Below are 24,447 nucleotides of genomic sequence, written 5' to 3'. Positions count from 1 at the left end.
GGTGAAATAGCATATTAGCTTTGTTAAAAATTTCTCATTTAGAACAACTAAATAGCAAAATTTTTGCCTTGCTACTAAAGCTATTTCCCCGCTTCAAGATAGATCATTTACTTAATACAACTGGTATTAGAAAATCTCGCGAGGTAAACTCGCTTCCACCATATACACATTGCTAGGGTTTGAAAAAACTCCATGCGATAAAACGGCTTGTCTTATTACCTTGTTCCATCTCGATCACTTTCACTTGCTCTGCAGCGAACTGTTTAAGTTGCTGTTTAAGTGGTTTTATGTTGTCTTTATTCGAGATAAGGGAAGTAAACCAGTAAACTTGCTCTTTGAAAGTGGCACTCTCAGAGATCATATCCAGTATAAAGCGCTTTTCTCCACCTTCACACCATAACTCTTGAGCTTGGCCACCAAAGTTTAGCGAGGCTTGTGGTGTTCTGTTTAGGTTCTTCCACTTTCTTTGCGTGCCCTTGATTGCATCTGCTTCACTGGCATGGAAGGGCGGGTTACACATTGAAAAATGATAAAACTGGTTTGCTTTTATTATCGTTTTAAAAAAGTGATTAGGCTGCTTTTGTTGCATCACTTTTACCGGCAACTTATTTAGTTCTGCGATGGTTTTGGCACACTTCACAGCAAGAGGATTGATATCAGAGGCCATAAAGCGCCAGTTATACTCTCTTGATCCTAAGATGGGATAGATCAAATTGGCACCAGTGCCAATATCTACGCCTTGCACCTTATCGGGTAAGTTACTTTCATCTAACAGATCTTTCAGCGCATGGATATAGTCTGCTCTGCCTGGAACCGGGGGGCATAAAAACTGTGCGGGGATATCCCAAACTTGTATATCGTAGTCTGACTTAAGCAGTGCTTTATTCAACAGTTTTACGGCATCTGGATTAGTGAAGTCGACGCTTTTTATGCCATCAGCTCGGTTGTAAGTAAAATTCTTTAAAGCGGGTTCAATCGCCATGAGCTTGTCTAGATCATAGCCTGAGTTATGCTTGTTTCTTGGGTGCACAGGATTCTTCGAATAAATAAAAAGGATTATAACACTTTTAATCGAACGCTTAAGTCTTGAATACTGGCTTTATCTTAAAGGCATATCAACCTCTTTATTTGCTTCGTTTAAGAGTTTACTTATCAATCAGTCAACTGGTACGATGAGATTAGTGTTCAAAGAAAAAAACAAAGAAATGATAGAGCAAAAATCACTATTAGTTGATATAGCAGCTGGGCATAAACTCCACCTCAGATATATAGCGAAACCGGATAGTAGCGGCCCCGTTGTGTTTTTTATGCATGGTGCGGTTGAAAATGGCAAAATTTTTTATACTGAAAGTAATAAAGGGCTAGCGCCTTTTTTAGCTGAACACGGCTATCGCTGTTTTGTTGGTGATCTTCGTGGACGAGGAGGGAGCATACCTAAAATTGACGCTGAAGCGGATTATGGTCAAACTGAATCAATCTTGCACGAAATCCCTGAAATGCTGAATTTTATCGAACGATATACCGGTTCTAGAGCACAATATTGGATTGCGCATTCTTGGGGAGGTGTATTGATGAACAGTGTTTTTGCACGCTTTCCTGAAGAAATCCAGCATGTTAATGCGTGTGTTTATTTTGGTTCTAAGCGTAGTTTACATAACAATCATCCTAACAAATTACTGAAAGCAAACCTGATATGGTTTAACGTTGCGCACTATTATTCGAAAAAGCATGGGTACTTACCTGCGAAAAGACTTGGTTGGGGGAGTGATGATGAGTCTTTAAAATCACATGCTCAAAGCGCTGACTGGGCACAGAAGCACCCATGGGTTGACTCCGATGACGGTTTTAATTATGCCTCAGTATTACAAGACATGACGTTACCTCCAATCTTGCACATTGCGGGCGTTAAAGATAAAGCACTAGCACAACCTGTCGATATTCAAGCATTTATTCGTGAATCGGGAAAGGGGATACAAGAACTCAGAATTTATGGAAAAAAGCACGGCCATCGGCACAATTATGGGCACATAGACATGTTAACCCATAAACATGCGCGTGATGATCAGTTTAAAGATGTGCTGGCGTGGTTTGATCGCTTTGCGGTTGAGCAATCATTTTCTCAATAAACGCTTCATAGCGCTGCCACTTTTCTAGTGGCTGCGTGCTGATTGGCTTTCTGACCTGCGCCTTACTTAAGGTATGCACCGGCTTTTTAGATTTGTGAAACTCCAAGCATTCTGGTTCATATTTCTGATATAAAAAGCTCAAGCATTGTTTGAGGGACTTTTCAGGCTCTGCGATAAGTTGTTCGTAACTGAGCGTAAAAATATCTCTTTTCATAAATTGGTTAAAATGTGACATCAAGTCGCTTTGCGCTTGCGCATACAAGGCAAATTCACTTAAAGAGCAAAAGTAGGGCTCGCTTTCGGCGAAATGATTACTATAGACCGACCAGGCTGTAGCATTGAGGTTACGAGTTAAATGAATAATTCGTGCCTCAGGAAAGAGCTTGTGGATTAAGCCCAGATTTTGAAAATTAGCTGGAAGTTTATTGATCACCACTTCTTCCGGCACTCGATGCCGCTTGATCTCGTCGACATAGAGTATGCGGCAATGATCTAACATAGAGTTACTTAGTTGGTCTAAACAAGCAGGGAACTCTGCATTATTGCGCTTACTGAGGTAAGGGACAATTTTATCGCTGATCACGGTATTCTCGCCTAGTGTACCAACATGTGAATGTTGCACTAGCATTTGTTCTAGGAGAGTCGAACCAGTTCTCGGCAAACCAACAATAAAAACAGGCGTAAATGTTGTCTTAACCCTATCACTAGGTTTATCAAAAAACGTTTTGCCGCAATGCTGTTTGATTGATTCAAAAAATGGCAGCATGTCTACAGTACGAAACTCGCTCATCAGCAGCTGTGTATCATTCGCTAAAGCATAGTTATCTTGAGCTGCATTAAAGTTACCTAATTGTTCATGACACTTAGCAAGAGCATAGTGGACCACAGTTTTTAGTCTCGGTGCTTCAAACTCATTTTCCAGCTTTTCTAAAATCGTTAAGTATGCAGGTAATTCTTTGGCTGAGGACATCTGTACCAGTTCGTACAGCATAAAGGCAGTCACTGTACTATGAGGACAATCTAACCCCGCTTTAAAGACATTTTTAGCTTGTTCAATAAAGCCATAGTCCAGATAAAATTGACCAAGTTGGTAATGGGCTTGGGCATTATGTTTTGCCACGCTTAAGGTGTATTCAAGTACGGTTTTTGCGTCAACCGGTGAACCAACGGCTAAAAACGCATCTGCTAATGCGAAAAGCGGCTCGAGCATTTTTGGTAAATGTTCGCAGGCTCTTTTTAAATAGTAGATTGCGTTATCATACTGCTCTAAACGCATGCAAATGCGGCCTAAACCAAATAGAGCAGGACCGTTGTTAGGTGACTGTTTAAGTACCGACTTGTACATAAACTCAGCCTCTCTAAGCTTATTTTCGGCCAATAATTCGTTGGCTCGCTTTAATAACAACATTTTTTTATTCAGAGTTAACTACTTTGCTATATAGGATAAAAATAAAAAGGCGAAATAGCTAATGCTAGTTCGCCTTTGTTTCTGGGTTACAGTAAAAGTTAGAACGTATAGGTTGCTTTCACGTAGTAGAAACCACCATTAATACCATATGGTGAAGTCTCGTAGTATTTGCCACCCCAGTTGTTATTTGGGATACCTGTAGCGTCAAAGAAGTCTAGTTCTTCAGCATCTTGGTCAAAGATATTATTTGCACCAACAGATAGACTGATTGAATCTGTTGCAAAGTAGGTAAGCTCTGCATCAAATGTGATTGTCGCGTCCGCTGTTTTTGCCGTTGCATCATAATCTACGTGAACGCCTTGGTATTCGCCAAAGTAGTTCATACGAACAAAACCGGAGAAGTTATCCCATTGCTGAGCCCAAGTTAACGTGCCTCTGTGCTTCGGTAAGTCGTTTTCTAAACGAGATACCTTGAAGTCACCAGTGATAGCAGAGAAGCGGTCTACTTCGGTTTCATTCCAGTTATATGCTGCACTGAATGTTGCATAGCCACCCAGCATATCCATAGAATAGTTACCAACTAAGTCGATACCTTGAGTTGTGGTATCGAAGTCGTTAGTAAAGAAGCTCACCTGTGCTAAGTTATCAACATTAGGAACACCCGCCGCTTTAAGGGCTTCTTTGTCAGCATCACTTAAAACGATTTTTTCAGACTGGCTTAGACGATCAGTTACTTCAATGTTGTAGTAATCTAACGTAATAAATAAGTCGCCAGAGCGATATACTGCACCTAGTGTATAACTTTCTGACTCTTCAGGAGTCAATTCAGTACCACCAAGTTGCTCTGAAACAGGGTTTGTTGGTGGTAATAGTGCTGAATCTACCAATACACCACTGCTTAAGTTTGTCTGTACGTTAGACACGTTAGCTTGACCTACCGTTGGCGCGCGGAAACCGGTACTGATTGAACCACGAACCGAGAAGTCTTCGGTAACATGATATTGACCTGTGATCTTAAAGTTTGTAGTTGAACCAAACGAATCGTAATCTTCGTAACGAAGCGCCCATCCCATCATGAAGTCTTCAGTAAATGGCGTTTCAATATCCACATAAGCGGCATAGTTACGACGAGTGTATTCACCTGCTGCAGAAGGTTTAAATCCAGGGAAACCATTTGAACCTATGCCAAAGCCTTGCTCAGTCAGCGGGCCTGCAATAAATGACGCTTCGTCACCTGAAAGTACTTCGAATGTTTCTTCATGCCACTCAAGACCTGCTGCAACGTTTACATCGTAAGCTAGGTCAAAGTCATAGCCTTTTGACACATCGAAATTAAAATTCTTTTCCAGTTGGATGTATTTTCCTGGGCTGAAGTCCATTGGTGTATCAGCGCCAAGAGAAGCATTCACAGTATTAGTGATGAAATAACGTGATTCGTTACGGCCAACCGAGCCACTCAAATCCCAAAAACCGCCTTCAAGGAAACCATCTTTAAATTCACCTTCAACGCCAATAGTTAGGGAGGTATCAGTGATGTTACCACCAAAGTTTGGAGTGAATCCCCCTGGTAAAATTTCATTAAAGGCAAAGCAGTTTCTACCTAACTCTGTATCAGCCGCAATTAATTGATATGCTGGGATATTAGCTACATTTCTATCCGTTAGATTAACGACTGGACACTCGATTCCAACACCTACGCCATCTAGGTCGCCTACTAGTAAGGTTTCACCACCATCGTTAGAATAAACACCTGGACGAGTTTGAGGGTTTCGATAATAGAATCCGCCTTTAACGTCTCGCTCAGAGTAGTTACCAAACATATAGAATCGAGCATTGTCAGTGACGTCTACACCGATGTTACCAAAGATACTGATATCGTCTTTGATTTCTGGTGCACCCCAAATTTGCGCTGGGTCACCAACGCCCTCAACTCCGGCACCAATGTATGCTGCTGCATCAGGACGTTGAACACTGCGGCTAGTCGCATCCGCTTCTTTGTACTGAAAGCTTAGGTTAGCAAAGCCATCATCCGTAAATGGTAGGCCTACGTTACCTTCGATCACAGTCGTATCGCCGTCACCTTCGTAGTATTCACCTTGACGAATAGAGAACGAACCCCCTTCGCTTGCGTCTTTTAGTACAAAGTTCATTACACCCGCGATTGCATCTGAACCGTACTGCGCCGCAGCACCGTCGCGAAGTACCTCCACCTGTTTAAGCGCGATACTAGGGATCACTGAAATATCAGGACCTTGAGCACCATCGTTAATCCCACCGCCTAAAAAGGCAATAACCGATGAACGGTGGCGACGCTTACCATTTAACAAAATCAGTGTACTATCAGCAGGCAATCCGCGTAAGTTAGCTGGCCTTACTAAAGTCGCTGCATCACTGATAGGATTCGCGTGTACGTTTAAGGACGGTACTGATCCTTTTAGTAACTCGAGCATGTCAGAACCTGCCGCCTTTGACATATCTTCTGCACCGATGATGTCGATAGGAACCGGTGACTCGCCTACAGAGCGAGGCGCCGCTCGAGAGCCTACAACGGCGATCTTTTCGACTTTTTCATCTGTTTTAGCTTTTGTTTGATCGGCTTCTTCAGCCATTACGGTAGTGGTAAGAAGTGAAGTAGTTGCTGCTGAAGCGAGCGCGAAGCGAATTGCACGGCGCAGCGTGTTACTTTTTAGTTTCATCCTGTTTCCCCAGTTGATTGTTGTTGTCATACCAATAAAAAGGTCATTTATAATATTTTTACCTTTAATACACATATAATTTAATTTGCTATGTGTTGGCAAGCGCTTTTTTAAAATTAGCAGTGATTTCTGAAACTGCAACTTTCTTAATAACTTTTTGTTTAGGCTAAGAAGAATTACAAAATTCGCATGGTAAGTTATTGTTGAAGATGAACTTTTGAGTACTTTAACTGCTTTTCTAGATAAACACCCTGCAGCTTAAAATTTGTTGTTACAAAATTTGGCGAGTTTACTGAAATTTCATTATTTAGTTTTTGTATATTAATCGAACAATGCTAAACGCAAGTCTATGTGTGAGTGATTATTGTACAGTTTTGTGTGGTAATTGGGGTTGATTTTGTTCTAGTCCGTTGTTTTACACACTTTACGTATAACTTTGCTCGCAAGAATAGGTAATTTGTACCAATGGCTAATAGCTAAACTGCTAAAAATTTTGATAGACTCTGGACAACACTATCTTTGAGTTTATTAATGAAACTGATCAAAGTTGTCCATAAAGCACCGATACGCGTTGCTCGGATCAGTAAGCGCAGACAGCAAATAAGATTGCGCAGAGCAATGATTGCGCTCAAATGCGCACTAGAGCAAGAGAAACAAGAAACTAAAGAAATGCTTGAGATATACAAGCGATATACTTTAGGGCGAGCACACAAGGCTGAGCTTAAAACAGCAAACGCCCAGCTTGTGGATATTCTTAAAGGGCTTGGGCTTGGTGTGTTTGCGGTTTTACCTTTTGCCCCCATTACCATTCCGATAATCGTAAAGGTTGGTCAATTAGTGGGCGTGGATGTTTTGCCAAGTTCATTCAATTTGAAAAAAAAGCCAACAAAAACCAAGGAACAGTGAATTTTCTTTTTAGCCTTGGTAATCTAAGTACGAACATAATAAATTTGAGGCCTACATGAACAACCTACTCGTTCACTCTGCTATGGGTACACCCATTTCTATCTTCTCCGCTGCAGAATTAGCGTCATGGCAAGCGCAGCAGTCAAGTACGACAAAGCTTTTCGTAAAAACCGCACAACTTCAATCGCAAAAGAACATTCTTATTCCGAATGCTGATTCTGGAGAAGTAGAGCGAGTTATTGTTATTGCTGAAGAAGATGATTTTTGGCTATTGGGCGATCTTGCAAAGCAGTTGCCAAAAGGTACTTATTTTATTGATATTGCTTCAGAGCAAGTTGAGAGTCACGCTATTGCGTTTTTATTAGGGGCATATCAATTTTCTGCTTATAAAGAATTACCGGCGATTGTCGCAAAGCTTGCTATCGAGGATGCCAATATATATGCCAAAGTAAAGGCGGCTGTTGAGTCTATTTATCTTGCAAGAGATCTTGTAAACACACCAGCGGCCGACATGATGCCTCAGCACATGGCTGAAGTAATGGATGAACTTGCCGAGCAATATGGCGCATCATTTGAACAAATCATTGGTGATGAGTTGTTAGAGCAAAACTACCCAACGATCCATATGGTGGGTCGTGCGAGTGACAATGCGCCACGTTTGCTTGATTTACGTTGGGGTGATGAAAACCACGCAAAACTTACTTTAGTTGGTAAAGGCGTATGTTTTGACTCTGGCGGCCTAGACTTAAAGCCTGCGTCTGGAATGCGTAATATGAAAAAAGACATGGGCGGAGCGGCTCATGTTATTGCGCTGGCCAATATGATTATGGCGGCTAAACTGCCTGTTAGATTACGTGTACTTATCCCTGCGGTAGAGAATGCGGTTTCTCGCAATGCCTTTAGGCCAGGTGATGTGATCAAAACACGTAAAGGTATTACAGTTGAAATCGATAATACTGATGCTGAAGGGCGCTTGGTTTTATGTGATGCATTGGCAGAAGCGCAAACTGAAGCACCAGAGCTATTGATAGATTTTGCGACTTTGACCGGTGCATGTCGCATTGCCCTTGGCACCGAACTACCTGGTTTTTATTCTACAGATCAAACGATTGCGTCTGAGCTAATGGAAATTGGTCTGGGTAATGCGGATCCTGTTTGGCAACTGCCTTTGTTTGATCAATATAAGGCGTTGTTCAAGAGCGATATCGCTGATATTGCTAACTGTGGTTCGACGCCGTTTGGTGGCTCAATAACAGCAGCACTGTATCTAAAAGAATTTGTTGAGCCAGCCACAACACCTTGGCTACATTTTGATGTGATGGCTTGGAACGTAAGAGCGTTACCGGGTAGACCTGTTGGTGGTGAAGCATTGGGTCTTAGAACCATGTTTAGTTATCTTGAAAAAAAGTTCAGCTAATCGCAGAGTCTGAACCCGATTAACAGCCCAGCTATGTCAGCTGGGCTTTTAGATTATATAATAACCGAATTGGTATAATTAATTTTGGATTAGTTTTACTGCTTTTCAGGAATGTTCTCTAAGATCCCTTTCATCTGCTGCCAATATAGACCAACGCTTGAAATTTCTACCTTTTCTTCGGGAGAGTGTGGAAATTTGATGGTTGGACCAAAAGAAATCATATCCATGTTCGGGTAAGGCTCTTTGAACAAACCACACTCAAGACCTGCATGAATAACCATAATATGCGGCTTTTCACCATAGATTGATTCATACATATCACGGAAAATAGCCAATACCTCTGAACTTGGATCAGGTTTCCAGCCTGGGTAAGCACCACTAAATTCAATGTCAGCTTGCGTCAGCTCAGCCAGTGAACACAACATACCCTCGACGTCACTGCGACCAGAATCAATTAATGAACGGATCAAACATAGGACTTCTAAACTGTTATCTGTAGTAGAAATTACGCCCATATTAAGTGAGGTTTCAACAACACCTGGAATATCGTCGCTCATGCGTACAACACCATTAGGGCAAGTATTAAGAAGCGCTAAGACTTTGCTTTGGGAAGCTTGACTCATTGGCAATGTGCTACTTGTTGAAGTGCTGAGCGCAAACGTGATCCCAGTTTCTATGGCACATAATTCTTGCTTAACGATAGTTTCATAAGCTTCAATCAGCGCTTGGAACTCGCTTATTTTCGCTTCATCAAAACTAATGACTGCGTATGCTTCGCGCGGAATTGCATTGCGAAGGGAACCACCTCTGATCTCGATAAGCCTTAGATCAAAGTCTGCGATATGGTGTTTTAAGAATCTTGCGAGCAATTTATTAGCGTTGGCACGGCCAGTGTGAATGTCGACGCCAGAGTGTCCGCCACGTAAGCCTTTTAGAGACAGCTCAAAGGTTTGGTGGTGTTTGGGTAACGCTTCTCGCGCGAGTTGTAGAGTTAAGGATGCATCTACACCACCTGCGCAACCCATGTAGATCTCGCCTTCTTGCTCTGAATCGGTGTTGAGCAGGATTTCACCTTCTAACCAGCCAGATTGCAAACCAAACGCGCCACTCATACCTGCTTCTTCATCAACGGTTAGTAACACCTCAAGTGGACCGTGCTTGATATCGTCAGCGTCTAATACCGCTAAACATGATGCCATGCCGATACCATTGTCTGCACCTAACGTCGTGCCAGTTGCGGTTACCCAGCCATTATCGACATACGGCTTTATTGGATCAGTAACGAAGTTGTGTGCTGTATCGTCATTCTTTTGTGGCACCATATCAATGTGCGCTTGTAATACAACGGGCTTACGATTTTCCATGCCACTTGTCGCCGGTTTTTTAATGAACACATTACCAGTTTCATCACGACGTACGTCTAAATTTTTGTTTTTAGCCCAGTCAACAATAAAGTTTGCTAGTGCTTGTTCGTGTTTTGAAGGATGGGGAATGGCACAAATTTGGTCAAAAAACTTCCAAATTGCTTGTGGTTCTAATTGACTGATCTCGGTATGCGCTTTGAGCACTGTAGACTCCTTGGATGAGCGATAATAATATTGCAATATTACCACTCACCCAAGGGCAAGATCGAGCAATTAACCCTAAGTTTCAGTAACTAGGGAGAATAGATTAGTTATTGAGCTTTACTTGCAGCGACTGCCGGTGCTACTAGTTCAAGGCCGGTTTTATTGCAATCTGGTAAACGTGCATCCGACTTTGCGATTGGGGTCGTTCTTTCTCCCCATTTCAAATAGCTGGCAGCCCAAGTTAAGCCCGCGCCAAATGCTGCAGACATAATATTAGCGTGTGGCTTAATCATGCCATTTTCTACAGCTTCACACAGTGCAATTGCAATTGTAGCAGCAGAGGTATTACCATACTTGTCGATATTAACCATGACTTTATCATCTGCAATTTCCAAGCGATTTTGAATAGCTTGAATGATGCGAAGATTAGCCTGATGCGGGATAAGTACATCTATGTCTTCTAGTGATAGCTGTGCTTGGTTGAGCACATCATCACATGCTTCACTCATACCTTTTACAGCACGCTTAAAGATTTCACGTCCCTCAAAAGATAGGTCAGAAGGCCCGGTGCCGGCGCAGCGGTCCATATCAGTACCATAATTTGGAATGTGTAATATACTTCTATCTGTGCTGTCACAGCCAGTCTTAGTGCCCAAGAGCCCGGTTGGCTCCTCACTTGCTTCAAGCACGACAGCACCAGCACCGTCACCAAATAATACTGCGCTGTCACGCTTTGCCCAGTTTACATACCAAGTCATACGCTCAGCTGCAACAACGACGGCTCTTTTAATCATACCGGCTTGGATCTGTGCGGTAGCGTTTTGTAGTGCATACAAAAAGCCTGAGCAGGCCGCATTGGTATCACATGCTGCAGCACCAATAGCGCCAATATTTTTTTGTACTAAAGAAGCTGTATTTGCCACCATAGTTGACGGTGTGCAGGTAGCAAGCAGAACCAGATCGATATCTTTACCTGCAAGCCCAGCACATGCCAAAGCGTGTTGACTGGCCACCGTTGCAAGCTCAGCAGTGCTAACATGGCTAACGCGTCTGGATTTGATACCTGTTCTCGTACTTATCCATTCATCATTGGTGTCAACGATAGTGCTAATTTCATCATTACTGATGCTCGCTGGTGGAATACACTTTCCCCAGCCCGTAATTTTTGCATAAACCATAGTGTCTCTTAATCTAATCCGACCAGTTGGCCAATTTTTCATTTATACCAAATCCTTCACTGTATTGCCATAAAAGCGAAGCTGCGGTTCTTATTAGCGCGATATAACTGACCTCGATCACACCTATTTTTGTTAGACTAGGTATAATTCATTCATCTTAGTTTAAATTCTTACATTCTCATGAAAATTGCTTTCTCTCCCAACTCTGCATTGGGCCAACTGTTGTTGTTGCGGTCAGTGGCAATCGTTATCCAAATTGTGATGCTAGCGATAGCCGCTATCGTATTTGGTAAACAATTTGATTTTGTTGCGGTGGTTGCGGTGGTAGCTGCGGAGTCGATATTTCAACTATTAAGCATTTACGCCTACCGTAACACAAAAGAAGCAGCACCCATTGGCATGACAATGCAATTGTTGGCGGACATTTTGTTTCTTACTATTTTGTTGGATCTGACTGGTGGAGCAACCAATGCGTTCGTGTCCTTGTTGGTACTGCCAACGGTTATTGCAGCAGTAACGATCCCAACTATCAATATGTTGATGGTGTCGGCTGGGGCGATTGGGGCTTATCTCTATCTTTATATAAAAATGTCTCATGAACATGTCCACCATATGGACATGAGCACTCACTTGCTCGGGATGTTAGTTAACTTTACTTTCACTATCATAGTCGTTGTTACTGTTGTAAGCATTTTGGTAAAGCAAAATCAAAAAAAAGAGCGCGCAATTGCCATGTTACGAGAGCAGCAATTACAGCAAGAGCAATTAATTGCATTAGGTAGTGCGGCCGCACAAGCTACGCATCAGCTTGCTACGCCAATTGCACACTTGGCTCTACTACACGAAGAGCTGGAGGAGTCGTATCCAAAAGAGCCCTGTGTTCAAGAAATGTCAGAACCTCTTGGGAAATGTAAGGAGCAGCTCAATGCTTTTAGAGAATTCACTGAGTATTTAAAGTCAGCGTCAAAACAGATGATAACCGCAGCTCATTTTGCTGAGCAGTTAAGAGAATTAACGAATTTACAATTTCCACAGCAGCATTTTCGGTTCGATATCACTAATGTTCAGGGGACGCTGTGCGATGATCCTATGTTGATGCCTTCGATTTTAAATCTTATTAGTAATGGTGTGCGAGCAAATGAGCAAGCAAAACAGACTGACATCGACGTGATATTTACCTCAGAGTCGACTGAACATGTGATCACCATACTTGATAGAGGTGAGGGAATTGCAGAAGAAAGGCTAGCGCAGTTAGGACACAATGTAGTGAATAGTGAACTAGGGCTTGGCATGGCTGTACTACTGAGTCATGCCACAATTGAACGGCTTGGTGGACATCTGCTGATTGAAAGCGACCTTACTTATGGCACTAAATGTACAGTTAAGCTACCAAGGGTGAGTGATGAAGTTACTGCTTGTTGAAGATGACGTGCCTTATGCGCAGACATTAATACGGCGCTTGGAAAAACAAGCTTTTAGTGTTGAGCATGTTACTTCCATTGAAGATATGCAAGTGGCTTGTAAACAAGGGGTTTTCGGCTACATATTAATGGATATGAAACTTGGTGAGACCAACTCAATAAATTTCATAACACAAATTAAGCAGCTCAATATAAATGCTCGCATTGTATTACTTACGGGTTATGCCAGCATTGCGACTGCAGTTGAGGCGATAAAATTGGGTGCTGACGACTATTTAACTAAACCTGCAAGTACCAGTTTGATAGTACAAACGCTATTGGGAGAGAAAACTCAAGAAATTGTGGAAGAAGTCATGTCTCCAGAACGACTAGAATGGGAGCACATTCAGCAAGTTCTGAAGGCAAATGAAGGTAATATCTCAGAAACCGCGCGGCAACTTAACATGCATAGAAGAACGCTGCAGAGGAAATTACAAAAGAAACCTGTTTATAAGTAGGTTTTCACTTATACTCATTATTAAATAAAATGAAATATGCTGAGTTAGTCGATGATACTCTCATTTGAAGCATTGAACCTTTGGGCAATTATTCTCGCCGCTTTGTCTTCCTTTATGTTAGGTGGTATTTGGTATTCGCCAATGCTGTTTCAAAAAGCTTGGATGGAGGGATGTGGACTGACAGAGCTAGACTTACAAGCGAGCGATCCCAAGATGACTTTTGGTGTCGCATTTTTGTTGTCTTTGTTATCCGCTGTGTTTATGGCGGTGATGCTTGACCTATCGCTCTCTTTGCTGGCGGCAACGGGAGTTGGACTTGGTGTGGGGATCTTTTTCGTCGCCTGTTCATTAGGAATAAGCTATATATTTGAGCAGCGTCCGATGAAACTGTTTTTAGTCAACGGTGGCTATCATGTGTTACAGTTTACGCTCATTGCGTTTGTACTTAGGATCATGAGTTAACTCGGTATGGCAAAACCCAATAAAAAAGGCCCAGTTAGAACTATCGATATTTATTGTGCTGGGTGCCGCCAGCAGCTATTTAAGTATCGTAAGGGAGGCAAGGGCAGCCTCGTTAAATGTTTTAAAGAACGGATCAGCCAAGACTTTACCACCAACCAAGTAAACTGCCCCAAGTGTGAGCAAGAGTTTGCTCGCGATACACTAGTGAGAGGTGCACCAGCACTGAAAATAATTGGTGGCAAGGTCACCTTCAAGTAGTCATTACTTTAATTTTTAATGCTTACCTTTTGTCGTTATCAGACAAATGTCCTGTCTTGAATATTCTAATTTGTTACTATTTCGCCGTTTGGCTTTGCTGTTTCAATGAATGAAAATGACCCTTCCCATGGAACTGGGCCAGCCTATTGGGTTTTGCTAAATGGAAAAAACATGATCGATTTAATGTTCGATATCATCGGTATGACAGGCACTTTCTTGGTCGTTGGTGCATTCTTTATGCTTCAGCTGGAAAAGGCATCTCCCGATAGTTTAACGTATAACTTGATGAATTTAAGTGGTGCAATCCTGCTATTGATTAGTCTTTGTTATAACTTTAACCTTGCAAGTTTTGTGATAGAGCTATTTTGGATCGCAGCGTCTTTAATTGGTTTATTTAAATATTTCAAAGCGAGAAAGTTGGCATCGGCTTAGGGCCTAAAAGAAAAGGCTAATCAAAAACTTGCGTAGTGGCTAGGAGCAAGTATTATTAAGTTAATCATATGCTGCTACGTAGTTTAGAGTAATCTAACACTACGAGTGAAGTGTGGGAACATAGAGCTCGTATAATATGAAAAACTTAAGCGCTTTAATTAAAGTCACGCCATTATTACTTCCTTTTGCGGTAGTCGCTGAACCAGAAGCTTCGGACTCTGACCTTTATCAGCTTTCGTTTGAAGAGCTGTTGAATGTAAATGTCTCTATCGCAACCAAAACCGACGAAACGAGAGCATCGGTTCCCTCTAGTATTACTGTTTTTAATTCAGAACAAATAAATAGCCTAGGTGTCGACAGCGTTTATGATTTAATGAACTTTGTACCTGGCTTCCAGTCTACTCGAGGTGATTGGGTAGGCGCTGTGCCAAAAGAGCATACCCGCGGTGTGTACTTGGATACTGGACACGTGTTAGTGATGATTGACGGCCAAAGGCTCAATGAGTCCTCATTTGGTAAAGCATCAGTCTACACACCTTACATTCCGATTGAGATTATCAATAAAGTTGAATTTATCCGAGGTCCCGGTTCCGCCCTGTATGGTAGTAACGCCTTTCTTGGCGTGATGAATATTATTACTAAAAAACGTAATAATCAGCTTTCTGTTGGTTATGGTGAACATGGCAGTGTACAAGCAGCTTTAAATCTTTCTAGGCAAGTCTCGGACGAAACGCGGCTCTATGCCAATGTTGCATTTAATAAACGCTCAGGGGATAGCTATTTTGGAGGCGCTGTAAAAGACCCGTTAGAATCACTTTTTGTTGTATTTGGAGGTAGCCATCAAGCGTTAAAGTGGCAAGTACGGTTTAATCGTACTCAACTTGATGAGTTTTTAAATCTTTCCCGTTATTCCCCTGAAAACGAGCATAAAAGTGAGAACTATGCAGCAACATTTGAGTATCATTGGCAAGCTACCGAGCAACTAGAGTTAACGCATAAGCTGAGTTTTATTGAGCATAATATCGAAAGTGCAGGACTTATCGTTACAGCAGCAGAAATTGGTATCACGCAAGGAGGGGACTTCTTAGTTGGTCCAGCTTGGCAATCCAGAGACTTAACTTATAACCTAGATGGTGGTTATACACAAAATGACCGTTTACAGTGGAATTTTGGCGTTGAGCTATCAAAGGAAGAACAAAGTAAAGCTGGCGTTAGAACCTCATATTACGATCAAAGTGCCGGTGATATCATCATCTATAACCACACTTATTTAGGTGGTATTCAAACCATATCTGATTACGCCCCTTTTTATCCGCTGCGACAAGACTTTGATTCATATGCTGGGTACGTTCAAGCAAAGTATCGATTTAGTGAGCAACTGAGTATATTCGCGGGTGCACGATATGATGAAGTGAAAGACATAGATGATAAGTTATCGCCTAGGCTCGCGTTCGTTTATGGTTACGATGAGGCAAACACTTTTAAGTTGCAATATGGTGAGTCTTTTCGTACCCCTGTGAGCAACGAGCTTAACTCAAACGATGATGTTACATCAGGTAATTCGGAGTTAACTTCAGAATATGTAAAAACCACAGAGCTTGTTTGGCACTATCAAGATGAGTCTAAGCAGTTTGATGTAGTGTTATTTGATAATGAGCTTGAAGACTTCATTAATCTAGTCCCAATAGATGATGAACAAGCGGAGTTTACATTTGATAACGTTTTTGAGACGAGCATGCAGGGTATTGAAGCTAATGCTAATTTTAATCTGAATGGCACAACTTGGATACAAGGCGCATACACCCAGTTATTTGACGAACCATTAAATGGCAGTTTTAAAAAGTTTGCTGCACTAGCCTTTACTCATAAAAGAGCGGCGGTAGAAGTAACTTTAAATGCAATTTGGCGAGACACAACATTTATACCTGCTCCCCCTGAGTCAATTGTCGATGATTTCGAGCAGTCAAGCTACTACCTCATCGGCGGCACCGTTTCTTTCAGTTTGGATAATAACGCTAAAATTCAACTGAAAGCTGAAAATCTTTTTGATAAAAAATACACCGTATTTGATCCACGATTGATTGATGGTCATGTGCCACAACAGGGCAGAAATTTAGTGATTCAGTATATTAAGAACTTTAATTAGCTGATGGGGTAGGTGTTTATAGAATAGCTGTGCCACCTATGCGGTGGCACATATTTTATTACTTAAAAGAACGTATAATCAACACGTAGGCTGATTGTGCGGCCATTTAGGTAGTTAATATACTCTTGAGCTGCTGAGTTGTTAGCGTTTCGAGAGCGAGCACGCATATAGGTAGCAGTTTCTTTATCAAATAAGTTATTAACGAATACACTTAGTTTTAGACTATCACTTAGCTGAATACGTCCTGATAAATTAAATACACTATATGCTGGTGTTTTGTCTTCATCACGAACATTAAAGTGTGTTTTATATTCATCATAGAAAGAGTATTCGCCTCGGATGTAAGCATCTTTACCGAATAATTGAATATTTTGATCAAGCGCTAGGTATGCATTCCATTCTGGTACCATTGTCATCTTATCACCAGCACTTGCTGAGATTGAATCATTGTCTTCTGTGATCTCTGAGCTTGTATACGACGTGTTGAATGACATCGTTAAGTCATCAGTTAAACGAGCAGTTGACTCAAACTCAAAACCTTCAGACTTCGCTTCACCACCGTTAGCTGTATATGAGAAACCACAGGTGTCCATGTATACTGAAGTTTTAATATCAGTCCAATCGATGCGATAGATAGCGGCTGAGAAATCAACCTTTCGGTCAAGTACGCTTGCTTTAAAACCTAACTCATAGTTTTCGATAGCATCAGACGTGTAACGGTCTTTACGGTTTTTAGCAAGTGGATCGGCCTCACATGAAGCTGCTAATGGACCATTGTTACCACCTGGTCGATATCCTTCTGAATATAAACCATATACAGACATTTCTTCACTTGGACGGTAAGAAACACTGAACTTATAGCGGTTACCTGATTCTTCACCACTTAGATTGTCTTCAGAAGTTGCCCAAATACCTTCTTGCGTGTAGTGAGAACCATCTTTAAGTTCAAAGCGGCGTACACCACCATTTACTTCGAGGCTACCGGAATCACCTAAATCAAATTCGTATGCAACATCCGCGAAGAAAGCGAGTTCTTCTGAGTAATCACGAATGTTGGTAAGATTCCAGTTGTTTTGCGGGTTGCCAAATGTATCTTTACCAATTTGTGTCGCATCCGCACCCCACCAATTAAGTGCTAACGCAGATACTTTGTCACCTTTTTCATGATATTGGTTTTGGTAGTCTGGATCGTAGCCGTACTCAACTTCGTCATAGTAAGCGCCGATAGTCCAAGATAGAGGAGAGTTTACATCAATATTTTGGAAGCGCAGTTGGTGTGTCACGCGCTCATATTTGCGATGGTCAATGATCCAAGTACGGAACATATCTGACGCATCTAAACGACTCCATGCAGTTTGAATGCTGTCTTCTTCATAAGTTCGGTGAGAGCCTGCGTAAGTTAAAGACGCAATATCTAAGAAGTTATCATCCTGAATATTTAAAGTGAAAAGGTCATTAGTGGCATCAGACCATGGGTCCATTAAGTCCCACACTTGGTATTTTTGTGGTACCCCCTTATTAGCGATTGGCGCATTACCTGCGTTACATTGAGGGCGCTCTGCAGTTTCAGGGCAAGAAACTTTAAAGAAGTCGACATCATACCCGTAAGCCGCTTCTTCATTGGCAGTTAAGCTGTAGTCCCAATAATAACCTGGAGTAGAACGGTCACCTGTTGTCGTTCCTGTGTCGCTGAATGTCGTATGTGCGTAGCCTAGAGTAACAGAAGTATCTGGGTCTACTTGCCATAATAGTTGGCTGCGGATAAAGCCCCGGTCTGCGTTACCCTGAACCCCCGTATTCATATTAACCATTTGGTAACGTTCATGTTCTGTATTACCGCTTACACGCAATGCTAATGTATCATCAACAAGTGGAATGTTAACACCCATTGAAATATTACGATGTAGACCATCTACATCTTTTTCACTTCCAATCTGTGTAGATGCGAAAAATTCAAACTCATCAAGTACAGGTTTTTTAGTGATGATCCTCACCGTACCACCGATAGCATTGGAGCCATAAAGTGTACCTTGTGGTCCTCGTAAAACCTCAACTCGCTCTACGTCATTTAAGTTTTCAAAAGTGAAAGGAACATCATCGACAAAAACACTGGTTGTGTTTGGAAATGCAGTGTTACCTCCACTCAGGCCACGCAAAATAAGTTGACCTCTAGGAGAAGCAGCCCCTGCAAGTGTTCTATAAAAGTCTTCTGCTGATACTAAGTTACGATCAGCGATGTCCATAGCTGAGATAGTAGAAACCTGCATTGGAATTTCTATGATGGTTTCTTCTTTACGACGAGAGGTAACGGTAATTTTTTCAATTTGTTCTTTAGCACCGTCTTCTGGTTGCTCTTCCGCGGTTGCGTAAAAGCTTGCTGATGCAGCCAGCATGCTAAGGCAGAGAGTACTCTTAGCAAATGGTATCTTCCCCAGTGGTTTCATTGTGATTTCCTTTATTGTTTTTGTGTAAAAAGCGCAATAGTACCTATATCGGTACTGTTGCTTATGTATCAATGAAGGGTAAAAATAATTTATTAATGTAAATTATTCAAGTTTAATGTAACTTTAATTTTTGTTGTGGTGTTTTTGTTTTATTTAAGTCTATACTAATCATAAGGTTATCAATATGAGAAGTGATGCTTAGAAGTATGGAGTTAACCAAAAGTCTAATAGGGTTTGGAATATTTAATTCTAAAAAAACACTAGTTATCGGGGTTTCTGGCGTTCAGGGCTCTGGTAAATCAACACTAAGCTACTCTCTATGTAAACAACTTAGAGAAGTTAGCATTACCTGTAAGTGTGTATCGCTTGATGATTTTTATTTAGACCCAGAAGAACGGGCAGTGCTTGCTTCAAAGTTTCATCCGCTGTTTCAACAAAGAGGCTTGCCTGGTACTCACGATCTGCAACTATTGCAAGATGTTATAGACAGATTTAAACGCGGCGAAGCATTGACTTTACCTGTATTTGATAAATCAATAGATAGGAAGTTGCCAAGATCAAAATGGCGAAAAGTTGATGCGGGTTTGCAGGTACTTATTATTGAGGGATGGTGTATGGGAGTGGAGCCGCAGCCTAGCGATGAGTTAGCATCTCCCGTTAATCAATTTGAGCAAGAGTTTGATAAAGACGGTTCGTTTCGCTTACAGGTGAACCACATTTTATGTGAAGAGTATCAAGCTATTTTTTCACAATTAGATAGTCTCATTTATTTAAATGGAATGAGCTTCGACAGAGTATACCAGTGGCGCCTACAACAAGAGCATATGCTCAAAGAATCGACTGGAAAGGGGATGAGTGATGAGCAAGTTAGACAATTTATTCAGCCATTTCAACGCCTTTCGGTATGGGGAATGCAAAGCTTGCCAAAAAGCGCAGATATTGAAGTGTGTTTGGGTGAGGATAGAGAAGTGCTGCAAATAAACACTCAACTTGGTGAATAAACAAGTTGAGTGTAATTTTTACTAAAGTTGATGAATTAGGCCGCTAGGTCTTCAACGCCAACGATTAGCCACGGGGCATCTCCCATCGTTTTACGCTCTAAGTGCCATATTTCGTGTATGGGTTCTTCTTGCATGTCGCCGAGGTCACGATATTTTCCAGTAAACTTAATGCTAACTTCCCAAACGTCAGGGCGTGTATCTGCACGAACTAACTCTGCGTCGACGAACATCACTTCCGTGTTAACGTCGCCTTGCTGCTCTCGCTCACGTTTGAACTCTTCAACCAACTCTGGACTTAAGTATTCAGAAACTGTCGAAAAGTCGTTGTTATTCCAAGCGGTTTGGATGGTTTGATAATGCTGTCTTGCGCCTTGTAAAAAGCCGTTGATATCAAAATCTCTAGGTAGATTCATAGGCACGCTACTTGCGCCAAAACCACCGCCAATTGGTCCTTGGCTTTGAAATTGCTGCGGTGGTGGCGTATTGTTGTAGCCACCCATAGGCGGTGCGCCGGCATAACTTGGCTGTTGTTTTCTAGCAAGCATGCTCTTAACTAATTTGAAAATTAAAAAGGCAGCAGCGGCAAGCAAAATCATTTCAAGGAACTGAAATCCCTCGAAGTCATCGCCAAGCATAGCAGCAATTAAGCCACCGGCTAATAAGCCCCCAAGTACGCCAGCCATAATACCTTTTTTACTCGATTTAGGCTTTGTTGTAGATTTTGCATTTAATGCTTGGGTATCAGTTTTTTGCTTTTGTTGAGTCGTTTGCGTTTGATGTGTTTTGCCTGAGCTTTTACTACCAAATTTCTTTCTCGCTTCAGCATTAAAACTGGCTGTAAACAAAAAAGACACAAGGGAAAGTAACACAATGAAATGTTTCATAAAGTTCCTATATACCAAAATAACTGCCGCCATTGTAAAGAACTAACATGGCTATTTAAATAGGTATGAACCGCAATTAAATTTGTATTTTAGGAAGTTTAGTAAGGATATTGAGACACCGCCCCAAAGAGTGGGGCGGTAGTATTATAACCAGCGTAGTGAGCTTGTTACTTCTGATTGGAAGGTTTCAATCGGCGTACCCCGATTTGCCACCAGTATGGTGTTGGCTTTACCATCATGAGCAATTAAGCCCTCAAAGCGACTATCACCAAAGCTATCTTTACCGTCAATCGTGCTATGTTGGCCTGCTGGCACGACAAAAACCGTGAGTGGACCAAATTCGGATTGCATAACAAGGTGAAGGCTTTTTTGGCCTTTAAAATTACAAAATGTCGCGTAAACCACTTTACCCGGCAAGTTGTCAAACTTACCTCCAAACATTGCGAGCTTTTCATTAACAGTTTGCAGTGAAACCGTTTCTTGCTTTTGCAGTGCGTTTTCTTCGTAATACACATGAGCAAGCGCATGCTCACCGGTGTCGACAGGGTGCCCAAAACCACCAAAGTAAAATACTAGGGCGGCAAAAAATACACTGGCTGCAATTGCAAATGGTGCGGTTGCGCGTCTAAACCAAGACACTTTCACCACATTTTTCTCTTCCGTATCAAGCTCCTTTTGCTTTGCAATAATCTTTTCAGCCAACCCCTCAGGCACATCAATATCGAGTGATTTTCCTAAGAAATCGTCGAAATCTTGCATTTCTTCGACTAGTGCTTGCAACTCAGGTTGCTGTTCGGCCTGTTTTTTGATCTCTTCATCATGAGGATCAGCAACGAGGCGGCGTCGAAATTCGAGTTCATCCATCAGTTTGATGCCCCCTTTATTGGTTCATATTCAGTCGTTAAAGCGTCTTTCAGCTGGTTGCGAGCACGGTATAATCTCGTCATCACCGTGTTTTTATTCAGCTCAAGTATATCGGCGATTTCATCCCCAGAGCATCCCATAACCACTTGCAGTAGCAGAGGTTCACGATATTCTGGTGCTAAGTTGGCTATTTGTCGTTGCACAACGGTTTGTTCCATTGCATCATCCAAAGCCGAACTGGTATCGTCGACCAGCGTATCTTGTTCAACCTCCGCATAGTCAAATTGCTTGCGCTCAAAACGACGTGCATTTTCTCGTCTTAAAATAGTTAATAACCAAGGCTTTGCTGCATTTTCATCTTGTAATGAATCAAGTGCGCGCCAAGCCCGCAAAAAAGTTTCTTGTACTAAGTCTTCTGCTATTGTCGGATCGCCAGACAACCAATAAGCGAACTTATATAGCTCTTTGTGGTACATCCGAACCAGTGACTCGTAGTGATGTTGTTTACTGGCCATATCTATGAGACCTATCTTTTTGCAGGTTTATTTCAACAAAAACTCATTTTATTTTAGTTGATTTTGGAAGTGTATCTTCACACCAAGCATAATTGATCTGTTAATTATTTACTAACAAATCTAGTTCGTCTTGCAATAAAAAAGCGCCCTGAGGCGCTTAGTGGTATAGATTGCTTAAATTTTGGCTTTTATTAGCGTGAACCGTGCTTTTTACGCTGGTTTTAATTTCACCGTATAATTGAGACAGGTCTACTGACTCACTATTACCCCCATACAGCGAGCTTTGCAGCGTTTGTACTTGCGCTCGCAATGAGCTGGGTTGAAGTGCTAGCCATTGTGTCATGGTGATATTTTGTTGTTTGGAGTGGCGCAGTAGTGCTTGATAAAAGGCTGCAGGGTTATTCTGCTTAACTGCTTCTTCAAACGAAATAAAAGGTGCTGGATTTTCATCTGTGACCGTATTTACCTTGGAGTTTAAGGCCGGTTTTGTTCTGAGACGCCATACTAGTAATGTGATAAGCCATAGTGCGTATCCAAAAGCGGCGATTGCCCACATCCACAGCGGGATAATTTGCTCAGTGATCACCTTCGTTTGCGTAGCCGTTGACGGGGTTATGCTTGGGCTTGAAAGTGACTGCGCGATTGGAGCGGTCTGTGGTATGACTGGCTGATTTGGATCAGGAGTCACACTGACAGACTTACTTGGTAATGTCGCAAATTCTTCACGTTTAGTGATGGTGTTAAACCAAGGTAGTTTTACTTCGGGCAGAGTAAAATCACCTGCAAGTTGCGGTAGGTAAGCAAAAGAAATGGTTAACTGAGAGATGACTTTCCCGTCTCGGGTAATTTGTTTACGTTCTGACGCGTCTGGATAAATTCTAAACCCATTAATGTCTTCAAGCTGAATGTCAGGAAGCTGCTCTTTAGTAACACCTACAGCAGTGAGTGTTAGTGTTCTCGTGATGGGTGTTCCAACCATAAACTCGTTATCTTTGGGCTGCCATTCTTCAGAAAAATTCAAATATTCACTGGGTAGCCAGTTATCAGCAGCGTTAGCTGGGATTGGAGATACTGAAAAGTCAATGGTATTGCCAACCGCAGAAGTCGCCATTCTACGATAGCCATCTCTGATCTGGCCATTGAAGATCGGCGGCTCTATGCTGAAGTCACCACTTTTTTGTGGTTGGATCATATATTCGCGAGTGAGCACCATGTAGCGTCGGCCGTCAATCACTTCGTATTCTTCATTGGCTTTGCCCAATTGTGTGAAGTTGGCTCCATCTGAAACAGGAGCACTTAGTTGGCCATCTAGTAGTTCTTTTCCTACATAGAGTTTAACGGTATAAAGCGCTGCCTGTTGAACATAGAGGTTTTTTGTCTTGAGTTCAGTTTTTACGAATATATCTTCACTTTGCTGCTCATCATCACGAGCAACAACTTTGATTTCGATCGGCTGGGTCGTTTCACCATCTACCTCTAACGCGGGAATGGTGTAAGTACCCGGGGTGCGAGCAACGAGCTGCATTTGCCAGGTGGTAGAGCTTGAAACGCTACCATTAATGATACTGGTTCTAGAGCTGGTATTCACGGGGCTGGTGATAAAGTCGTTACTAAGCACAGAAACATCAGGAATAGAACCTTTGACTTTGCCTTCAGCGATAATCGACAACGTGAAGTATTCACCTGCGAGCACTGGGTTTTTGTCTACGCTGGCTGTGAGATTTTCCAATGCCAACGAGGCGTGGCTTAATATCAACAAAGACAGAAAAAATAGAATGCGTTTTACCATGATTTTTCAGCTCCTCTTGGTAGACGTCTTTGTTTGCGTTGTTGTGCTTCTAGTTGCATTTTATTTCTCAATAATATGGCCGGATCATCAGGTACTTTTCTAAGAAGTTGATTAAGCTGTTGCGCTTTCTCAATTTCTTCAGGGGTAAGTGGCCGACTATCTTGCATCATTGTAGCCTGTGCCTTTTCTTCATCCTGTGGTGATTGCTCGGGATCGGGCTTAGGTACGGCTTGTGCTTGCTGTTGTTTTTGCTCTTGAGTTTGTTCGTCAGCTGCTTGCTGGTCTTGACGGGCAGCATCTAGCTCTGGCTCGTTATTGTTTTGTTCTGACTCACTTCCTGCTTGTGGATTCTGTTGGTCTTGCTGACCTTGTTGCTCCTGCTGACCTTGTTGAGCCTGCTGGCCTTGTTGGTCCTGCTGACCTTGTTGGTCTTGC

At 42.0% G+C, this 24,447-nt stretch carries 20 protein-coding genes and 1 pseudogene; 10 read left to right on the top strand and 11 right to left on the bottom strand.

Annotation, left to right across the window (positions count from 1 at the left end; translation table 11 throughout):
* Positions 1-172: 172 nt before the first annotated feature.
* Positions 173-1,030, bottom strand: coding sequence for a 23S rRNA (adenine(1618)-N(6))-methyltransferase RlmF (rlmF, locus tag CWC03_RS13400; protein WP_138582325.1), 858 nt, complete (start codon positions 1,028-1,030; stop codon positions 173-175).
* Between the two features lie 175 nt (positions 1,031-1,205).
* Between rlmF and CWC03_RS13395 the strand changes: the two genes are divergently transcribed.
* Positions 1,206-2,126, top strand: a complete 921-nt coding sequence (locus CWC03_RS13395) for an alpha/beta fold hydrolase (protein WP_138582328.1) — start codon at positions 1,206-1,208, stop codon at positions 2,124-2,126.
* On the opposite strand, the gene CWC03_RS13390 is transcribed toward CWC03_RS13395, so the two are convergent.
* Entirely contained in the window at positions 2,068-3,534 is a 1,467-nt protein-coding gene (locus CWC03_RS13390) for a tetratricopeptide repeat-containing sulfotransferase family protein (RefSeq protein ID WP_138582324.1), read from the bottom strand. The genes CWC03_RS13395 and CWC03_RS13390 overlap by 59 nt on opposite strands.
* A gap of 98 nt (positions 3,535-3,632) precedes the next feature.
* Positions 3,633-6,230 (bottom strand): TonB-dependent receptor plug domain-containing protein, encoded by a 2,598-nt coding sequence (locus CWC03_RS13385; protein WP_138582323.1) that lies wholly within the window; start codon positions 6,228-6,230, stop codon positions 3,633-3,635.
* 531 nt (positions 6,231-6,761) lie between these two features.
* Between CWC03_RS13385 and CWC03_RS13375 the strand changes: the two genes are divergently transcribed.
* Entirely contained in the window at positions 6,762-7,136 is a 375-nt protein-coding gene (locus tag CWC03_RS13375; protein WP_138582322.1) for a hypothetical protein, read from the top strand.
* A 55-nt stretch (positions 7,137-7,191) separates the two neighbouring features.
* Positions 7,192-8,553, top strand: a complete 1,362-nt coding sequence (locus CWC03_RS13370) for a leucyl aminopeptidase family protein (protein ID WP_138582321.1) — start codon at positions 7,192-7,194, stop codon at positions 8,551-8,553.
* A 95-nt stretch (positions 8,554-8,648) separates the two neighbouring features.
* Here CWC03_RS13370 and CWC03_RS13365 read toward each other — a convergent pair whose 3' ends face one another.
* Both CWC03_RS13365 and CWC03_RS13360 read right to left on the bottom strand, forming a co-directional pair.
* Positions 8,649-10,121 carry an aminoacyl-histidine dipeptidase gene (locus CWC03_RS13365; RefSeq protein WP_138582320.1) on the bottom strand — a complete coding sequence of 491 codons (1,473 nt, stop codon included), beginning with the start codon at positions 10,119-10,121 and terminating at the stop codon, positions 8,649-8,651.
* 107 nt (positions 10,122-10,228) lie between these two features.
* Positions 10,229-11,299: a ketoacyl-ACP synthase III gene (locus tag CWC03_RS13360; RefSeq protein WP_138582327.1), complete on the bottom strand. Its 1,071-nt coding sequence runs from the start codon at positions 11,297-11,299 to the stop codon at positions 10,229-10,231.
* Positions 11,300-11,536: 237 nt separating this feature from the next.
* Between CWC03_RS13360 and CWC03_RS13355 the strand changes: the two genes are divergently transcribed.
* The 6 genes from CWC03_RS13355 to CWC03_RS13330 all read left to right on the top strand — a co-directional run bounded on the left by CWC03_RS13355 (position 11,537) and on the right by CWC03_RS13330 (position 16,515).
* Complete coding sequence (locus CWC03_RS13355; protein ID WP_249314042.1) at positions 11,537-12,721, top strand: sensor histidine kinase; 1,185 nt, start codon at positions 11,537-11,539, stop codon at positions 12,719-12,721.
* On the top strand, positions 12,702-13,217 hold the full coding sequence (locus tag CWC03_RS13350) for a response regulator transcription factor (RefSeq protein WP_138582318.1): 516 nt from the start codon (positions 12,702-12,704) through the stop codon (positions 13,215-13,217). The genes CWC03_RS13355 and CWC03_RS13350 overlap by 20 nt, the downstream gene beginning before the upstream one ends.
* 51 nt (positions 13,218-13,268) lie before the next feature.
* Complete coding sequence (locus CWC03_RS13345; RefSeq protein WP_138582317.1) at positions 13,269-13,679, top strand: DUF1761 domain-containing protein; 411 nt, start codon at positions 13,269-13,271, stop codon at positions 13,677-13,679.
* A gap of 6 nt (positions 13,680-13,685) precedes the next feature.
* A complete protein-coding gene (locus CWC03_RS13340) occupies positions 13,686-13,937 on the top strand; it encodes a hypothetical protein (RefSeq protein ID WP_138582316.1) in 252 nt (83 codons plus the stop codon).
* A gap of 171 nt (positions 13,938-14,108) precedes the next feature.
* Positions 14,109-14,369, top strand: coding sequence for a CBU_0592 family membrane protein (locus CWC03_RS13335; protein ID WP_010379248.1), 261 nt, complete (start codon positions 14,109-14,111; stop codon positions 14,367-14,369).
* 136 nt (positions 14,370-14,505) lie between these two features.
* Positions 14,506-16,515 (top strand): TonB-dependent receptor plug domain-containing protein, encoded by a 2,010-nt coding sequence (locus CWC03_RS13330; protein WP_138582315.1) that lies wholly within the window; start codon positions 14,506-14,508, stop codon positions 16,513-16,515.
* A gap of 62 nt (positions 16,516-16,577) precedes the next feature.
* Here CWC03_RS13330 and CWC03_RS13325 read toward each other — a convergent pair whose 3' ends face one another.
* Positions 16,578-18,959 carry a TonB-dependent receptor gene (locus CWC03_RS13325; protein WP_138582314.1) on the bottom strand — a complete coding sequence of 794 codons (2,382 nt, stop codon included), beginning with the start codon at positions 18,957-18,959 and terminating at the stop codon, positions 16,578-16,580.
* Positions 18,960-19,153: 194 nt separating this feature from the next.
* Between CWC03_RS13325 and CWC03_RS13320 the strand changes: the two genes are divergently transcribed.
* Positions 19,154-19,960: a kinase gene (locus CWC03_RS13320; protein WP_249314041.1), complete on the top strand. Its 807-nt coding sequence runs from the start codon at positions 19,154-19,156 to the stop codon at positions 19,958-19,960.
* Positions 19,961-19,995: 35 nt separating this feature from the next.
* Here CWC03_RS13320 and CWC03_RS13315 read toward each other — a convergent pair whose 3' ends face one another.
* The 5 genes and pseudogenes from CWC03_RS13315 to CWC03_RS13295 all read right to left on the bottom strand — a co-directional run.
* A complete protein-coding gene (locus CWC03_RS13315; protein ID WP_138582313.1) occupies positions 19,996-20,844 on the bottom strand; it encodes a Tim44 domain-containing protein in 849 nt (282 codons plus the stop codon).
* A gap of 144 nt (positions 20,845-20,988) precedes the next feature.
* Positions 20,989-21,708, bottom strand: a complete 720-nt coding sequence (locus CWC03_RS13310) for a DUF3379 family protein (protein ID WP_138582312.1) — start codon at positions 21,706-21,708, stop codon at positions 20,989-20,991.
* Complete coding sequence (locus tag CWC03_RS13305; protein WP_010605216.1) at positions 21,708-22,223, bottom strand: sigma-70 family RNA polymerase sigma factor; 516 nt, start codon at positions 22,221-22,223, stop codon at positions 21,708-21,710. The genes CWC03_RS13310 and CWC03_RS13305 overlap by 1 nt, the downstream gene beginning before the upstream one ends.
* Before the next feature lie 157 nt (positions 22,224-22,380).
* Entirely contained in the window at positions 22,381-24,012 is a 1,632-nt protein-coding gene (locus tag CWC03_RS13300; RefSeq protein WP_138582311.1) for a BatD family protein, read from the bottom strand.
* A pseudogene (locus CWC03_RS13295) lies at positions 24,006-24,447 on the bottom strand (hypothetical protein); the annotation flags it as partial. The pseudogene CWC03_RS13295 and the gene CWC03_RS13300, both read right to left, overlap by 7 nt.

Source organism: Pseudoalteromonas sp. S2755 (assembly GCF_005886535.1).
Lineage (GTDB): Bacteria > Pseudomonadota > Gammaproteobacteria > Enterobacterales > Alteromonadaceae > Pseudoalteromonas.
The sequence above is the reverse complement of the archived record's forward strand: the minus strand, read 5'-3'. Positions and strand labels throughout refer to the sequence as shown.

Excerpts from the sequence above, each read along its gene's own strand:
- CWC03_RS13395 (WP_138582328.1), top strand. The coding sequence starts at position 1,206 with ATGATAGAGCAAAAATCACTATTAGTTGATATAGCAGCTGGGCATAAA.
- CWC03_RS13390 (WP_138582324.1), bottom strand. The coding sequence starts at position 3,534 with ATGTTGTTATTAAAGCGAGCCAACGAATTATTGGCCGAAAATAAGCTT.
- CWC03_RS13385 (WP_138582323.1), bottom strand. The coding sequence starts at position 6,230 with ATGAAACTAAAAAGTAACACGCTGCGCCGTGCAATTCGCTTCGCGCTC.
- CWC03_RS13375 (WP_138582322.1), top strand. The coding sequence starts at position 6,762 with ATGAAACTGATCAAAGTTGTCCATAAAGCACCGATACGCGTTGCTCGG.
- CWC03_RS13370 (WP_138582321.1), top strand. The coding sequence starts at position 7,192 with ATGAACAACCTACTCGTTCACTCTGCTATGGGTACACCCATTTCTATC.
- CWC03_RS13360 (WP_138582327.1), bottom strand. The coding sequence starts at position 11,299 with ATGGTTTATGCAAAAATTACGGGCTGGGGAAAGTGTATTCCACCAGCG.
- CWC03_RS13350 (WP_138582318.1), top strand. The coding sequence starts at position 12,702 with ATGAAGTTACTGCTTGTTGAAGATGACGTGCCTTATGCGCAGACATTA.
- CWC03_RS13345 (WP_138582317.1), top strand. The coding sequence starts at position 13,269 with ATGATACTCTCATTTGAAGCATTGAACCTTTGGGCAATTATTCTCGCC.
- CWC03_RS13340 (WP_138582316.1), top strand. The coding sequence starts at position 13,686 with ATGGCAAAACCCAATAAAAAAGGCCCAGTTAGAACTATCGATATTTAT.
- CWC03_RS13335 (WP_010379248.1), top strand. The coding sequence starts at position 14,109 with ATGATCGATTTAATGTTCGATATCATCGGTATGACAGGCACTTTCTTG.
- CWC03_RS13330 (WP_138582315.1), top strand. The coding sequence starts at position 14,506 with ATGAAAAACTTAAGCGCTTTAATTAAAGTCACGCCATTATTACTTCCT.
- CWC03_RS13325 (WP_138582314.1), bottom strand. The coding sequence starts at position 18,959 with ATGAAACCACTGGGGAAGATACCATTTGCTAAGAGTACTCTCTGCCTT.
- CWC03_RS13320 (WP_249314041.1), top strand. The coding sequence starts at position 19,154 with ATGCTTAGAAGTATGGAGTTAACCAAAAGTCTAATAGGGTTTGGAATA.
- CWC03_RS13315 (WP_138582313.1), bottom strand. The coding sequence starts at position 20,844 with ATGAAACATTTCATTGTGTTACTTTCCCTTGTGTCTTTTTTGTTTACA.
- CWC03_RS13310 (WP_138582312.1), bottom strand. The coding sequence starts at position 21,708 with ATGGATGAACTCGAATTTCGACGCCGCCTCGTTGCTGATCCTCATGAT.
- CWC03_RS13305 (WP_010605216.1), bottom strand. The coding sequence starts at position 22,223 with ATGGCCAGTAAACAACATCACTACGAGTCACTGGTTCGGATGTACCAC.
- CWC03_RS13300 (WP_138582311.1), bottom strand. The coding sequence starts at position 24,012 with ATGGTAAAACGCATTCTATTTTTTCTGTCTTTGTTGATATTAAGCCAC.